At 46.7% G+C, this 15,333-nt stretch carries 12 protein-coding genes and 1 pseudogene; 4 read left to right on the forward strand and 9 right to left on the reverse strand.

Annotated elements, in window-relative coordinates:
- Positions 1–182 precede the first annotated feature (182 nt).
- The 5 genes from DW642_RS12170 to DW642_RS12190 form a co-directional block, all read right to left on the reverse strand.
- Positions 183–1,001 (reverse strand): ABC transporter ATP-binding protein, encoded by an 819-nt coding sequence (locus tag DW642_RS12170; RefSeq protein ID WP_117510330.1) that lies wholly within the window; start codon positions 999–1,001, stop codon positions 183–185.
- Complete coding sequence (locus DW642_RS12175; protein WP_199596442.1) at positions 994–2,001, reverse strand: ABC transporter ATP-binding protein; 1,008 nt, start codon at positions 1,999–2,001, stop codon at positions 994–996. Before DW642_RS12175 ends, DW642_RS12170 begins: the two co-directional genes overlap by 8 nt.
- 10 nt (positions 2,002–2,011) lie before the next feature.
- Positions 2,012–3,265, reverse strand: coding sequence for an ABC transporter permease (locus tag DW642_RS12180; RefSeq protein ID WP_117510331.1), 1,254 nt, complete (start codon positions 3,263–3,265; stop codon positions 2,012–2,014).
- Positions 3,266–3,280: 15 nt separating this feature from the next.
- Complete coding sequence (locus DW642_RS12185) at positions 3,281–4,285, reverse strand: ABC transporter permease (protein ID WP_117510332.1); 1,005 nt, start codon at positions 4,283–4,285, stop codon at positions 3,281–3,283.
- Between the two features lie 98 nt (positions 4,286–4,383).
- Positions 4,384–6,312 carry an ABC transporter substrate-binding protein gene (locus DW642_RS12190; protein WP_158555023.1) on the reverse strand — a complete coding sequence of 643 codons (1,929 nt, stop codon included), beginning with the start codon at positions 6,310–6,312 and terminating at the stop codon, positions 4,384–4,386.
- 315 nt (positions 6,313–6,627) lie between these two features.
- Here DW642_RS12190 and DW642_RS12195 point away from each other — a divergent pair, with 315 nt between their 5' ends.
- Together DW642_RS12195 and DW642_RS12200 are read left to right on the forward strand one after the other, a co-directional pair.
- Entirely contained in the window at positions 6,628–7,554 is a 927-nt protein-coding gene (locus DW642_RS12195; RefSeq protein ID WP_117510334.1) for a DMT family transporter, read from the forward strand.
- Positions 7,555–7,858: 304 nt separating this feature from the next.
- Positions 7,859–9,349 (forward strand): AAA family ATPase, encoded by a 1,491-nt coding sequence (locus DW642_RS12200; RefSeq protein WP_117510335.1) that lies wholly within the window; start codon positions 7,859–7,861, stop codon positions 9,347–9,349.
- Between the two features lie 240 nt (positions 9,350–9,589).
- On the opposite strand, the gene pckA is transcribed toward DW642_RS12200, so the two are convergent.
- Complete coding sequence (gene pckA / locus DW642_RS12205; protein WP_117510336.1) at positions 9,590–11,194, reverse strand: phosphoenolpyruvate carboxykinase (ATP); 1,605 nt, start codon at positions 11,192–11,194, stop codon at positions 9,590–9,592.
- A gap of 314 nt (positions 11,195–11,508) precedes the next feature.
- Between pckA and DW642_RS12210 the strand changes: the two genes are divergently transcribed.
- Positions 11,509–12,843, forward strand: a complete 1,335-nt coding sequence (locus DW642_RS12210; protein ID WP_117510337.1) for an MATE family efflux transporter — start codon at positions 11,509–11,511, stop codon at positions 12,841–12,843.
- 10 nt (positions 12,844–12,853) lie between these two features.
- Here DW642_RS12210 and DW642_RS12215 read toward each other — a convergent pair whose 3' ends face one another.
- Positions 12,854–13,756: an AraC family transcriptional regulator gene (locus DW642_RS12215; protein WP_055228413.1), complete on the reverse strand. Its 903-nt coding sequence runs from the start codon at positions 13,754–13,756 to the stop codon at positions 12,854–12,856.
- 289 nt (positions 13,757–14,045) lie between these two features.
- On the opposite strand from DW642_RS12215, the gene DW642_RS12220 reads away from it, so the two are divergent.
- Positions 14,046–14,300 carry a heavy-metal-associated domain-containing protein gene (locus DW642_RS12220; RefSeq protein WP_022461058.1) on the forward strand — a complete coding sequence of 85 codons (255 nt, stop codon included), beginning with the start codon at positions 14,046–14,048 and terminating at the stop codon, positions 14,298–14,300.
- Positions 14,301–14,422: 122 nt separating this feature from the next.
- Here DW642_RS12220 and DW642_RS12225 read toward each other — a convergent pair whose 3' ends face one another.
- Together DW642_RS12225 and DW642_RS12230 are read right to left on the reverse strand one after the other, a co-directional pair.
- A complete protein-coding gene (locus DW642_RS12225) occupies positions 14,423–14,974 on the reverse strand; it encodes a glutathione S-transferase C-terminal domain-containing protein (protein ID WP_117510338.1) in 552 nt (183 codons plus the stop codon).
- A 145-nt stretch (positions 14,975–15,119) separates the two neighbouring features.
- A pseudogene (locus DW642_RS12230) lies at positions 15,120–15,333 on the reverse strand (hypothetical protein); the annotation flags it as partial.

Here is a 15,333-nt window from a genome sequence, read left to right on the forward strand (position 1 = left end):
TTCTTTTCGGTTCTGTAACCTTACTAATTTTACCAGTTTTTTCTTTAAAAAGCAATTTTTTCGGAAAAATTATTGACAAAAAGAGAAGACGGTACACTTTTTTTCCGTGCACCGTCTCTCTTTTCGCAAGACTCATATATGACGCAAAGCATGATTCCAGGGAAACAGCTTTCGTACCATTGTTATACTGTTGTCAGATCCCACGGTTCATAAATCTTTGGAACATCGCTGATCAGACGTTTGGTATACGCTGCTGTCGGGTGAAGAATTACTTCTTCTGCCGGTCCCGATTCTACAAATTTTCCATGCTCCATAATATAAACATTATCGGATACATAGTAAGCAAGACCAATATCGTGGGTAATGAAGATAATCGTCATATTGATCTCATCACGCAACTTCAGCAGCATATCAAGGATCGTTGCACGTGAGCAGGCATCAATCATGGACGTCGGCTCATCGGCAAGCAGAATCTTTGGTTTCAGAAGGAAAATACGTGCAATCATCAGTCGCTGCATCTGGCCTCCTGACAGCTCAAATGGATATTTGTTTGTCAGTTCTGCGTATTTTAAGTTAACAAAGCTGCAGGCCTCTGTCATCAGACGTTCTTTTTCTTCTTTCGGCAGATTTTTGTCACCGCGCATGTTAATGCAATCCAGCAGAACAGAATCTACACGTTTGAACATATTGTAGGAAGCGAACGGATCCTGGAAAATTGCCTGAATTCCCTTCCAGTACTCTTTTTTCTTCTTTCCGTTCGAGATGTCTCTTGGTTTACCCTGGAAATCAATTTCGCCTTCGGTTACACTGATCAGTCCGAGCAGCATCTTGGAAAGCGTTGTTTTTCCGGATCCGGATTCTCCTACGATGGAAACAAATTCACCCTCATGAAAATCGAAATCCACATGGTCTACAGCGACCGTTTTGGCATCACCAAAACCAAACACTTTCGTCACACCTCTTCCGGAAAGGCATGGTTTTAATTCTTTTCCATCACACATTTGCATACACCTCCCGAATCTTTCTCTCAGACATCAGGCAGCGGTACTCTCTTCCGTTTGGCAGCTCGATGACCTCTGGTTTCATACCGCGGCAGGTTGGTTGTGCATAAGGACAGCGGTCTGCAAAGCGGCAGCCCTCCGGCGGATGTTTCAGGTTTGGCGGAGTTCCAGGAATTGCAGTCAGCTTCTGTTCTCTTACACCTTCCTCCGGAACGATGATCGATCCCATCAGACCTTTGGAATATGGATGCAGCGGATCGAATACCATTTCTTTTGCGGTACCTTTTTCTACAATCTGTCCGGCATACATAACCATAATATCGTCAGTTACGTTGTAAAGAAGCGGCAGCTCGTGGGTGATGAAGATCATGGATTTGATAAATCCTTTTTCCATCAGGTCTCGCATCATCTTGATAACCATCTTCTGGGAAGTTACATCCAGTGCGGATGAAGGCTCATCGGCAATCAGTACCTTCGGAGAAAGGATGGTGGAAATTGCAATTACCGTTCTCTGTTTCATACCACCGGAAAGTTCTACGGCGTGTTTCTGCAGAACCTCTTCCGGCAATCCCAGGATTTCAAAACGTTCTTTTGCCAGATCATAAATATCCTTTTTCGGCATTTTCGGATCATGCGCATGAATAACGTCTTCTACAAATCGGATGATTTTCTGTGTCGGGTTCAGAGCATTCATTGCTGCCTGCGGAATGTAGGCGATCTCATTGCCCAGAATATTTTTCCGGACATCGTCTGGTTTCATTCCGGAAATTTTTCTTCCATCTACGATAATATCGCCGCTGATGTAGTGAAGCGGTGCGAAATAATAGCCCATCAGGGACAGCGCCAGCGTCGATTTACCACAGCCGGACTCACCTGCTACACCGAGGGATTTTCCCTCCTCAATCTTCAGGGAGACTCCGTCTACGGCGTATACATCTTCATGAAAACGAGTCACATATTTCGTTTTCAGATTGTTTACTTCCAGCATTACTTTTCCCATAGCTGCCTCCTTAGTCTCTTAACTGCGGGTTGAATACCTGGTCAAGACCGGTGTTCATCAGGTTAAGAGAGAATGAAATAAGTGCGATTACAAGAATGACCGGGAAATATGCCCACCATGCACCGTTTAAGTGTGCATTGTACTGGGTTGCCCATTGCATCATAAGACCAAGTGTTGCGGTCTTTGTGGTTGCCGGTCCAAGTCCGATCATAGAAAGCTGTGCCTCTGCCAGAATTCCGGAGGAAATCTGGAGAATGAAGGCCATAACAACGTAGGATGCAACGTACGGAAGGATGTCGGTAAGGACAATCCGCAGCATGCTGTGGCCGGACAGTTTGGAAAGGTTTACATGGTCACGGTTTCGAAGAGAAATAACCTGGGAACGTACGGAACGTGTTGTCCACGGCCATGCTGTAATTCCGATCAGGAGTGCCACCATCATGATTCCCCTCTGAGACTCACCTACGCTGTAGGAGATGAGGATCAGGAGAACGAAGGATGGGATAACGGTGAACAAGTTGGTAAAGAACAGAATCAGGTTGTCCACAAAACCTCCAAGGTAACCTGCAAGAAGTCCGAGGAACAGTCCGATTACGGTTGCAATGATTCCCGCAACCAGACCAATTTTCAGGGATGAACCTGTTGCAGAGATCAGCTCAGTCAAAACATCACGGCCAAAGTTATCCGTACCAAGCACGAAGGTCTGACGGTTAATGACATCTTTTTCATTGATGTACTGCTTGCTGTCGATGCTCTGAACCTCTTCCAGCTCACCGGTCTCTTTATTTTTCTCGGCAATAATGGTTGGAACATCCTCTAAAATACCGTCGATTTCGTTGTCGAGACGCTGATATTTTTTCTTTTTTGCTGCGATAAGGCCTTTCTGTTCTGCATTTGGGTCATATTTTTCCTCCCAAAGTGCAATCAGACCTTCTGCATCGGTAACATCGATTTCACTGGCATCTACACCGCCGTATTTTTCCAGCCATTCTGCCATCATAGAACGGTTGTCCATTGTCAGTTTGCTTTCAACGATGGATGCGGTTGCATCAACATTCATCTTATACGTTTTGCCGGAATTTACGGTGTCCTGAATCGAAAGATAGGTACCCGGTTTGAAAAAGTTTCCGTTTCCGATCATTGCCAGCGGATCTTTTGCCACAACAAACGGATAGATGATAATGGTCAGGAGAATTGCCAAGAAGATTACAAATCCTGTCACGAATTTTCCTGAATGAAAAATCTGTTTGATTGTATTTTTCATAGCGTATTCTCCTTTCTAATCCTGCTGGGATGCTTTGACACGTGGGTCAATGACTGCATACAGAAGTTCAACAAGCAGGTTGGCCAGCAGAACCATGATGGTAATGATTAACGTACAGGCAGAAAGCAGCGGATAATCCTGGCCGGTAACTGCTGAGAGCATCGTTGTTCCAAGTCCCGGGTAACTGAATACCATCTCAGCTACCAGGTTGCCGCCGATCATGGTACCAAGGGACATTGCGAGACCGGTGATCTGCGGAAGCATTGCGTTACGGAACACATATTTCACAATCGTATGATCCTTGATACCAAGGAAACGACTGTATTTTACATAGTCGGCATTCAATTCATAAATTGACATGGAACGCATACCAATCGCCTGGCCGCCGATCGTGATGATTACGATAGACCAGAATGGCAACTGGTAATGTGAAAGCACAGATTTCATAAAAGCAAGGCTCATATGCGGAATCATACTGCTCGCATAGCCGCCTGCTGCAGGTGCAATATGTAATTTCAGTGAGAAAATGAACAAAAGTACGGTTGCCATACCAAAGGCAGGTACGTTACTGATAAACAGGAATGCCGGAAGGATTGCCTTGTCGAAAACACCTTTCATATAAGCTGCAATTGCACCAAGCAGGTTACCAAGAATCCATCCAACAATAATGGCCGGAAGCTGTAAACATATGGTCCACAGAACCGAACTGGAAATAATATCGGATACGGTACGCGGATACTGGCTGAAAGAAACGCCGAAATCACCGCGAAGTGCATTTTTTACCCAGGTAAAAAACTGGACATACATTGGTTTGTTAATACCAAATTTTGCTGCATAGTCTTCATATACTTTCTGAATTGCAGTCGCATCGGTCATACCTTCTACCGATTTGGACGCAATAGTTGAAACCGGATCGCCCGGCATCAGACGCGGAAGAATGAAGTTCAGCAGTACCGCAAAGACTAACGTCAGAAGATACCACAAGATCTTCTGCGTATAATACTTTTTCATTCCTTTCATAGAAGAACCCTCCTTCTGATTTTTAAAAGCGGCCGGAGCACCCCGGCTCCGGCCGCCTCTGTTACAATTCAGTATGAACTTTCTTTCTGTTTGGCAAATCAGCCGTCAACCAGTCCCAGATTGTACAGTGCTGCTACGCCATAACCATCGGTGCAGTCCATCGGAGGAACGTTACTTCCATCGTCTTTCTGCGGATAGTTGGTCCATACGGACTCGTTTACTTCGTGGAATACCTGCGGTCTGTACATCAACGGTACACACGGGCACTCTTCCAGCATAATCTTGGAAAGTTCTGTATAGTAATCTTTCAGTTTTGCATCATCGGTCTCATGAGGAATTGCTGCAAGGATTTCATCTACACGGTCGTTCTGATAATGACCGAAGTTACCACTGAAGTTAACCTCAAGATCGTTGTAATCAGAGCTCATGAAGAAACGGCATCTCATGTACGGGTTGGCAACCGATGTACCAGGGCCGGACTGCATGGTGATTTCGAAGTTTCCGGTACTGTAATCCGTGCTGTAGTTTGCTGCTTCCGGGAAGTAGGTCTCAATGTTGATACCAATATTCTTTCCTGCTGCTGCTACGATTTCAAGGGTTGCATTCCAGTCAGACCATCCTGTCGGGCACTCAGCCTTATAGGAAAGGTTCTTTCCGTTGTACTCACGGATTCCGTCTCCGTCGGTGTCTACGATTCCGGCATCGTCCAGAAGCTTCTTAGCACCTTCTACATCGGCATTGGACCACTGATACTCTTTTAAGGCATCCTGATCCACCATAGCCTGCTCAGCATCGGTCGGGTTCATGACAGAACGCGGAACATCTGCGAAGGTAGGAGACTGTCCGGACATTGCTGAAGAAATAACCTGATCGTAGTCAACTGCCATAGCGATTGCCTTACGAACAGCTACCTGATCCAGTCCTTCTACTTCTGTATTAAAGAACAGGGTAGGCATTGTCATACACAGCTGATACGGTGCTTCATCAACATAGGTAGAAATCGGAAGATCCTGCTCTAACCACAATTTCTGAAGGTCTGTGATGAATATCTGTGCCACATCAATATCACCATTCTGGAATGCGGTGGTAGCTGCTGCGTTATCTTTAAAGATCGGGTGAGAAATATATTTCGGAACCGGAAGCTTACCCCACATGGAATCTGCCTGTCCCCAATAATTATCATCGCGGATCAGAACTACGTTCTGGTCATTGTCAAAGTATTTTTTGTACGGTCCGGAAGTTACCAGATCGTCCATCTTATCCATTTTAATTGCTTCAGCATCGTTGTTGTTTCTGTCAGCTACGGTCTTCAGATAGTTTTCCTGCATGATATAAAGCATTGGAAGATATCTTTCCGCAAGAACCGGGTTAACTGCTTCGCCGGAGTCATCGGTTGTCAGTTTGAAGACTACGGTACTGTCATCCTGTGCAACAACATCTGCAATGTAGCTCTTCATTTCAGCGCCAGTAGAAGAATTGTAATCTACATGTGCATGATATGTAGCTGCTACATCTTTTGCAGTAACCGGTGTGCCGTCATTCCATTTTGCGTCAGCTTTGATTTTCACTGTGATCTCGGTACGATTGTCGTTCCATACCGGATCTCCGTCTGCAAGCAACGGATACATTTTTGCATCCAGTGGATTCCACATATAAAGAGTTTCATAAACAAGTACACGTGAAGCATCGCCCTGTGCTATAACCATTGCATTGTTTGAGTTTGCGGACATTGGGTTGTAATCATTGACGGTACCCCACTGCTGTCCTGCGAAGTAAAGAGTTTCATTTCTTGGAAGCTCGCCTACCACATCATCTGAACCTGTGGTATCTTCGCTGGAAGCATCTGCTGTGCTGGAAGATGCTGCTGTGGTATCGCTTGATGCATCTGCTGTTCCGCTGGAGGATGCTGTTGCTCCTCCGCTTGAACTAGTGCTTGTGCTTCCGCTGTCTCCACATCCGGCAAGCATCGTTCCTGCCATTGTCACTGTCATTAACAGTGCAAGGACTTTCATGTTACGCTTTTTCATACTTTTTACCTCCTTAAGGTTTTCGTTCTTGCTTGATGAATTCATTATACACAAAGACTGTTAGAAAAACAGTGTCTATTTTTTGTTTTTGGTGTTCTTTTTTTGTTTTATGTTGGTTAAATTGCTCATTTTACTCTTTTTAACTCCCTTTATTCTGCTCATTTTTCACATATCCGTTTTCGCAACATCTGCACTATTTCGTCATTATGATTATTTGTGCTATTTTTCCGTCTTTTCCGACATTTTTCCGTTCGCTTTTTCCATCTCTTTGTGCTATGATGAATATCGTATCAATTTCAGGAGGTTTTTTCTATTATGAATACTGTTTCTCATAAGTACCGACAGTCAGCGCTTCTGCTTCTGACCGCTGCGATCTGGGGTTCTGCCTTTGTCGCACAGCAGACCGGTATGGATTATGTCGGACCTTTTACGTTCAACGCGGCACGAAACCTGCTCGGCGGACTTACGCTTCTTCCGCTGATTGTCTTTTTCTCCTCACGTAAAAAGCGAACCCTACCGCCAGATGCTTCGTCAGAAAATACCACACAGCCAAAAACGCTCTGGGCGGGCGGTATTCTCTGCGGCATCGCACTGTTTGTCGCCTCAACCCTGCAGCAGATCGGCATCCAGTACACAACCGTCGGAAAGGCCGGTTTTATCACTGCACTTTACATCGTACTTGTTCCGGTCTGCGGCCTGTTCCTCCGAAAACGTGTACAGCCGAAGGTCTGGCTCGCAGTTCTCATTGCCGTCGCCGGTCTCTATCTGCTCTGCATGACAGACGGATCCTTCTCTTTGCAGAAGGGCGATCTTCTTGTGCTTGCCTGTGCGCTCGGATTTACCGTACATATTCTGGTCATTGATCATTTTTCTCCTCTTGTCAACGGTATCAAAATGTCCTGCATTCAGTTTTTTACCTGTTCAATCCTGTCCGCTGTCTGTATGGTTCTCTTTGAAACCGTAAACTTCTCCGATCTTCTGCACGCCTGGATGCCGATTCTCTATGCCGGAATTCTCTCTTCAGGTGTTGGCTATACCCTGCAGATCATCGGGCAGAAAGGATTAAATCCTGCCACAGCTTCTCTGCTTATGAGCCTGGAATCCGTTTTTTCTGTTCTTGCCGGTTGGATTCTCCTTCATCAGGCTCTCTCCGCTCGCGAGCTCTCCGGCTGTATTCTGATGTTTGCAGCGATCGTGCTGGTACAGCTTCCGAACTTTCACAAAACCAATGCTGTTTCCTGATGTTATTCCTTTTTCAGTGTAAGAAAGATTTCTGTTTTGCGAGCTTCTTTCTTACGGCAGCTTGCTTTAATGACATAATTCCCCTCCGCCGCAGTGTGATCCTGCCCGGAGGGCTTTTTTTACGCCATCCGAAAATTTAACCGAATCGAGCAAGTCCCCTGCTTCCATTGCGAATATCCGCCTGCCTAACATTTTTATAGCATAAAAATACAAAATTCTGCATATTGATTGCAGGATTTTTTAATTCGTGCTACACTGTTTTTATTGTACCAATAAGCACTTATTTTTATTAGGAGGTTCTGTCATGCCCGTTTTTGATTTCAGCAATTCCCCGGAAAAAACAAAAGTTTCCGAATGTACGTATACTGTTTTCCGCACAAACGCACCGTTTACTTCTCCGGATCAGCCGATCCTAATTCTGGATACAAAAGAGAAGGCTTTCCCGCATCATCCCTGCGGTATTTTCACAAACCCATCCAAACGGACCTCGTTTGAATTTAAAGATGAAGAAGAATCCTTCATTGCCGACATTCTTCAGATCGATGCCCGTTTTGTCAGCCTTTTAAAATGGCTCGGTGAAAACCATATCAATGTCCGCCTTTCCGGTACACAAACATCCGACGGTTATGCAGTTTACAAAATCCGCGAGATCGCTTTCGGTGGCGGCGCAAAGCTTTCGGCTGAGGATGGATTTTTACAGTTTATGATTGAACGTCTCCTCGCCAGCAATGCACCGGAAGAAGAAATCGAAGATGAAGACCAGGAAGAAACCGGTGACAGCATGAAACTCACCAGCATCCAATCCATTACTGATTTTATGAACTGTGCCGGAAGAACACTGCCGGATAATATCCGCCTTTGGGCTCGTCGAAACCTCGCTGTTGCCCGTTCCCACGAAGTCTCTCCCGAAGAACGTCGTCACGCACAGCGCGCCCTCTCCATGATGATGAATATTCAATGGAAAAGCAACTATTTTGAAGCCATTGATCCAGTGGAAGCACGCCGGATCCTCGATGAAGAACTGTATGGCATGGAACGCGTGAAGCAGAGAATTATCGAAACCATCATTCAGATTAACCGGACTCATACGCTGCCGGCCTATGGTCTGTTACTGATCGGTCCTGCCGGAACCGGAAAATCGCAGATTGCTTATGCCGTTGCGCGTATCTTAAAACTGCCGTGGACAACACTCGATATGAGTTCAATCAATGACCCGGAACAGCTGACCGGAAGCTCCCGCATTTACGCAAACGCAAAACCGGGAATCATCATGGATGCTTTTTCCATGGCCGGCGAATCCAACCTCGTCTTTATCATCAACGAACTCGACAAGGCTGCCTCCGGCAAGGGTAATGGAAACCCTGCAGACGTTCTGCTGACCCTTCTTGACAATCTTGGTTTCACCGACAATTACATCGAATGTATGATCCCGACCGTCGGTGTATACCCGATCGCAACCGCAAATGACAGAAACCAGATCAGTGCTCCGCTGATGTCCCGCTTCGCTGTGATTGAAATTCCGGATTACACACCGGAAGAAAAGAAAATCATTTTCTCCCGCTATGCACTTCCAAAGGTGTTAAAACGTATCGGTATGAAAGAAAAAGAATGCATTCTGACTCCGGAAGGACTCGACGCCGTAATCTCCTGCCACGAAAACACAAGCGGTATTCGTGATCTTGAGCAGGCTGCTGAGCATATCGCAGCAAATGCGTTATATCAGATAGAAGTCAACCATGTTTCCTCTGTTACCTTTGATGCAGAAATGGTACGTGAACTGCTCTTGTCCTGCTGATCTGCCTTATTTTCTATTTTGAAGGCGTATCAGGGTACGGCGAAAACCAGTGACGCAACAATTCACGCTCTGTGGTGCTGAAATTTTTTGTATTATTTTAGAGTGTGCTGTAAAATAGTTTCCTGTCCCATCAGTCTGTACTTTCGGGCAGGGAACTATTTTATTTCTCCAGATATTTTCATAAAAGAAAGCCCCTGACACTTTCATGTCAGGGGCTTCCTTTCGATCAATTCAGAAAATTTATTTCTGCGGGCCGGCGGAAACAAGTGCTTTACCAGCAGCGTTTCCTTCATATTTTGCAAAGTTCTTGATGAATCTTTCAGCCAGATCCAGTGCTTTGGTCTCCCACTCGGAAGCATCAGCATAGGTATCGCGAGGATCCAGGATAGCCGGATCAACGCCCGGAAGTTCAGTCGGAACTTCGAAGTTGAAGTACGGAATAGTCTTCGTCGGAGCTTCGTTGATAGCACCGCTTAAGATTGCATCGATGATTCCACGGGTATCACGGATGGAGATACGTTTTCCGGTTCCGTTCCAGCCTGTGTTAACCAGGTATGCTTTTGCTCCGCTCTTCTCCATTTTCTTAACAAGCTCTTCTGCATATTTGGTTGGGTGCAGCTCCAGGAATGCCTGGCCGAAGCATGCAGAGAAGGTAGGAGTCGGCTCGGTAATTCCGCGCTCGGTTCCTGCAAGTTTTGCAGTAAATCCGGACAGGAAGTAGTACTGAGTCTGCTCTGGTGTCAGAATAGATACTGGCGGAAGTACGCCGAATGCATCTGCGGACAGGAAGATAACATTCTTAGCTGCCGGTGCAGAAGAAATCGGGCGAACGATGTTCTCAATGTGGTTGATCGGATAAGATACACGAGTATTCTCGGTTACGCTCTTATCATTGAAGTCGATCTTGCCTGCTGCATCAACGGTAACGTTCTCAAGCAGAGCGTCACGTCTGATTGCATTGTAGATGTCCGGCTCAGACTCTTTGTCCAGGTTGATGACTTTTGCATAGCAGCCGCCCTCGAAGTTGAATACTCCGTTGTCGTCCCAGCCGTGCTCATCATCACCGATCAGAAGACGTTTCGGGTCTGTGGAAAGAGTTGTTTTTCCTGTTCCGGAAAGTCCGAAGAAGATTGCGGTGTTCTCACCGTTCAGGTCTGTGTTTGCAGAGCAGTGCATGGAAGCGATGCCCTTCAGCGGCAGATAGTAGTTCATCATGGAGAACATACCTTTCTTCATCTCTCCGCCGTACCATGTGTTGACGATAACCTGCTCACGGCTTGTGATGTTGAATACTACTGCTGTCTCAGAGTTCAGACCCAGCTCTTTGTAGTTCTCAACTTTTGCTTTGGATGCGTTGTAAACAACGAAATCCGGCTCGAAGTTCTCAAGCTCTTCTGCTGTAGGTTTGATGAACATGTTAGTTACGAAATGTGCCTGCCAAGCTACCTCAACGATGAAGCGGATAGCCATACGGGTATCTTTATTTGCGCCGCAGAATGCATCTACAACGAACAGTCTTTTGTTGGAGAGCTCTTTTTTGGCGATCTCTTTTACTGCTGCCCATGCTTCCTGGGTTGCCGGATGGTTATCGTTTTTGTACTCATCAGAAGTCCACCATACAGTATCTTTCGAGTTCTCGTCCACAACGATGTATTTGTCTTTCGGTGAACGGCCTGTATAGATACCGGTCATAACGTTAACTGCACCAAGCTCTGTCTCCCGGCCTTTTTCATAGCCTTCCAGCTCTGGTTTTGTCTCTTCCTCAAATAACTGCTCATAAGAAGGGTTGTACACAATTTCTGTGGTACCGGTGATGCCATACTTTGTTAAATCGATCTGTGCCATCTTGTAATTAACCTCTTTCCTTTGATAGTAATACTGCTTCATTCTGCAAAATGCAGAAATTTGAAGGTATCCTTTAGAAGAAACCGGACCAGCCGGCCTCTTCTACTCTAATTATACATAAAAGGCCAAAAAAATCAACTGAAAATCTTCCGTTTTTTTACAGAACGTGTCCCAAAATCTGTAAAAATTTTATAAACTTCGATTTTTCGAAGTTTTCTGACAATTGCATTTTTGTACACTTCATCCTGCAAATTGACATTTTTTGATTTTTTATGTTATAATATTAATAATTATGTTCGGAAAGAAGTTTCTTTATGTATTACGATCTGACCCGCGGGAAAATCTCCCGCTCTCTTATCCTGTTTGCCCTGCCGATGATCGCAGGAAATCTGTTGCAGCAGTTTTACAACATTGCCGACACCCTGATCGTCGGACGCGTTCTCGGAAGCAATGCGCTCGCCGCCGTCGGCTCCTCCTATACGCTGATGACGTTTCTGACTTCCATTTTTCTCGGCCTGTCGATGGGCGCCGGTGCGCTCTTTTCGATTTATCAGGGACGAAAAGATCTTTCTTCTTTAAAACTTTCGATTCTCCACGCGTTTCTGCTGATCCTTGCCGTTACGCTCGTGCTGAATCTCGCTGTTTATGCAGGCATCGAGCCGATCCTTACGTTTCTTCGCGTCCCGGATGAAGTCCGTCCCGGCATGCGGACGTATCTTCTGATTATCTTTGCCGGCCTTATTGCAACATCCGTATACAATTTCTTTTCCTGTATGCTGCGCGCGCTCGGAAACTCTTCTGTGCCGCTGATTTTTCTCGCTGTCTCTGCTGTGCTGAACATTGCACTGGATCTGTTCTTTGTCGCTGTACTGCCGTTCGGCATCTCAGGCGCGGCGCTCGCTACGGTTCTTGCGCAGTATGTGTCCGCCGTCGGTATTCTGCTCTATGTGCTGCTCCGCTGCCGCATGTGGCTGCCGTCAAAAAAAGAATGGCGTTTCAGCCATTCCATTTTAAAAGAGATTCTGAATCTTTCTTCGATGACCTGCATTCAGCAGTCGGTCATGAATTTCGGCATTCTGATGGTACAGGGGCTCGTCAACAGCTTCGGTCCGGCGGTCATGGCGGCATTTGCGGCCGCGGTGAAAATTGATACCTTTGCCTATCTGCCGGTGCAGGATTTCGGAAATGCCTACTCCACTTTCACCGCACAGAATTACGGGGCCGGAAATCACGAGCGGATCCGGCGCGGCACGAAAGATGCTTTTGCACTGAGCGCTGCTTTTTCCATCGTCATTTCTCTGCTTGTCAATCTGTTCGCGCATCCGCTGATGCAGATTTTCGTGAAAGCATCAGAAATGGAGGTCATCGCGATCGGCATACAGTACCTGCGGCTGGAAGGCTCGTTCTATCTCGGCATCGGATGGCTGTTTCTGCTGTACGGGTATTACCGCGCTGTCAAACGCGCCGAGATGTCGGTTGTTCTGACCGTCATTTCGCTTGGCATGCGTGTGGCGCTGGCATACCTTTTCTCCGCCACGGCGCTTGGCGTTGCCGGAATCTGGATCGCCATTCCGATCGGCTGGGCACTGGCTGATATGACCGGACTTTTCTTCCTGCGGCGTGCATTCCGATCGCAGAAGCCTGCATAAGTTCCGAATCTTATATCGCAGTACGGTTTTCTGCGGATAAACTGCGGAACTGCCCCGGCGTCTGGTGCATGCGTTCCTGGAAGACGCGGTTAAAATAGCTGATATTTCGGAATCCGCAGTCGCTCGCAATCTTGCTGATCGCCTCCTCGGTGGAAAGCAGCAGCCGGCAGCTCTCGGCAATCCGCAGGTTATTGACATACGTCACGGCGGAAATATGCATAATCGACTTAAAGAAGCGGCAGAAAGCGCTCTCACTCATATGAAACTGGCTCGCCAGTTCCGCGATTTCGAGATCCTCACAGAAATGAGCATTCATGTATGTGAGGATCTCTTTCATTCTGCTGACACGGTAATTCGTCGAGGCATCCGTTTTTCCGCCGTTCTTTTCTGCCGCACTGTAATATCCCTGCCAGATTTTCAGAAGTTCCGCTTTTAACAGCAGCTCCCAGCCCGGTTCTTTTCTTTCCTGCAGATTTCGGATCTCCTGCATGGCCTGTGCCGTTTTTTCTGCAAGGCGTGTCCCCCGCTCTGTCTTGGATGGAAAACGGATCTCGGAGGACAGCACTGGTTCGATATACTGCTGCTGGATCCGGTCAAGCGATGTGCCGGACAGAAAACGCGGCTGGAATACAACGGCAAGAAACGTAAATTCCTGTCCGTCGATTCCCTCTACCTCATGCAGACGGTTTGCATTGACAAAGGCGGTCTCCCCTTCCCGCAGGAGAAAGGTCTCGGTATCCATATGAAAAACAGCTTCGCCCTTTACTGCATAAAAGAGCTCCACTTCCTCATGCCAGTGGCAGTACACCCGCACGGTACTCTGCAGGTCTGTCTCGAAAACGTGAATGCTCAGCGGAAAAAGCTCATCACCGTGGGGCTGTGTTTCTTTTCGGTAATTCATCTGTGAGAGCATATTTTTGTCTCCTCTCTTGTTTTGCTCTGCTGTCCCAATTGTAACACGAACTTTGCGATTCCGGCAAGTTTCCATGTTCTGCCGGCGAATCGCCCTTCCATGACCGTATTTTTCCTTCTTAAATGATAATAATTATCATATTTTATCAGCTTATTGACATTTCTTTTCATCCACGCTATATTTTAGATACCCCGATAGGGTATGTGATTTCAAGTTTTTCATCAAACTCCAGGAATACAGTCCGGCACGCTTTCGTTTCGCTGTATTCCCGGAAGAAAGCAGGTATTGTATGATTAAAACAGTCTTAAAAATTGATGGTATGATGTGCGGCATGTGCGAATCCCATATGAATGATGTAGTCCGCAAGAGCTGCTCTCCAAAAAAAGTAAACTCTTCTGCAAAAAACGGCGAGACCGTTGTCATCAGCGAAGCGCCGCTCGATATTCCGTATCTGAAACAGCAGATCAAGGACATCGGATATGAGCTGGTTTCGTATACGAGTGAGCCGTATGAGAAAAAGGGATTTTTCCATTTCGGACGGTAAGCGGATTTCATGCCCTTCCTTTTGCAGTTTGTGCGTCGAAAAAAAGCACCGTTTCAGAAGTTTATTTCCTTTTGGAAATCTGCCTCTGAAACGGTGTTTTCTATTTTTTATCTATGATTTGATCAGCCGCAGCAGCATCCGCAGGACGGCGGCGTTTCTTTCTCCTCTTTTTTCGGAGATTCTGCGCCCAGATCGTACCAGGTCGGGTCGATGTCGAATCTGCGGTTGTTTCCAAGATAGATCGGATGGGTCGGGTCTGAGGACAGGTAGGCGCGCTCGGTCGAAACCTTCCACTGTGCATCCCAGTCAATCTTCGGAAGTGCCAGATCGTAGTGTGTGCTGGCGCGGAAGCCGTCTTCCTCTCCCTCAATTCTTCCCTGGCGGATGATGGCTGCAAAATCTGTGTGATGTGCAAATGCCGGAATCTGGTACAGATCTTTTAAGTAATCCGAAACATTTTTCAGATCCTGCACACGGTATTTCACCGGTCCGAGGTAACGGGAATATAAGAGGTCAAAGCGCACAAGGGTAACATAAAGCGCTGCGTCTGCCTCGGTCACAAAGTCTCCTGCCAGGAAACGGGTGGCTCCAAGTGCTGTTTCGAGCTCTTCGAGGGCTCCGTAGAACTGTTTTGCACTTTCTACGTACTGTGCCAGTTCTACGGCATTCAGCATCGTATCCAGCGGCCCGGCGATCTTTTTCTTTACTTCTTCAGCGGCTGCTGTGGACGATTTTGCATTTGCTGTTGGTGACAGCTCCGGTCCGTCCGGCAGTTCGCGGATTTCGGCAAGAATCGTCTGATAATCTTCTTCTCTAGTATCAGCCAGCGGCGGAAGGCTTGCCGGATCTATTCATCTTGTCAATCTCTTCCCGCAGCTCCACCGGATACAGCTCCGGCGCGCCTTTTTTGTGCCATGGGCGGAAGTTGACCTCGAAATAAGTGGTCAGCCAGTTGTAATCGTTGTTGACTACCTTTCCCGTCGTAAACGGTAGAATACGAGCACCTTGACAAATAGCAGACCGCTTTTGCGGT

It is taken from the genome of Blautia sp. AM23-13AC, assembly GCF_003435675.1.
In the GTDB taxonomy this organism is placed as follows: Bacteria; Bacillota; Clostridia; order Lachnospirales; family Lachnospiraceae; genus Fusicatenibacter; species Fusicatenibacter saccharivorans.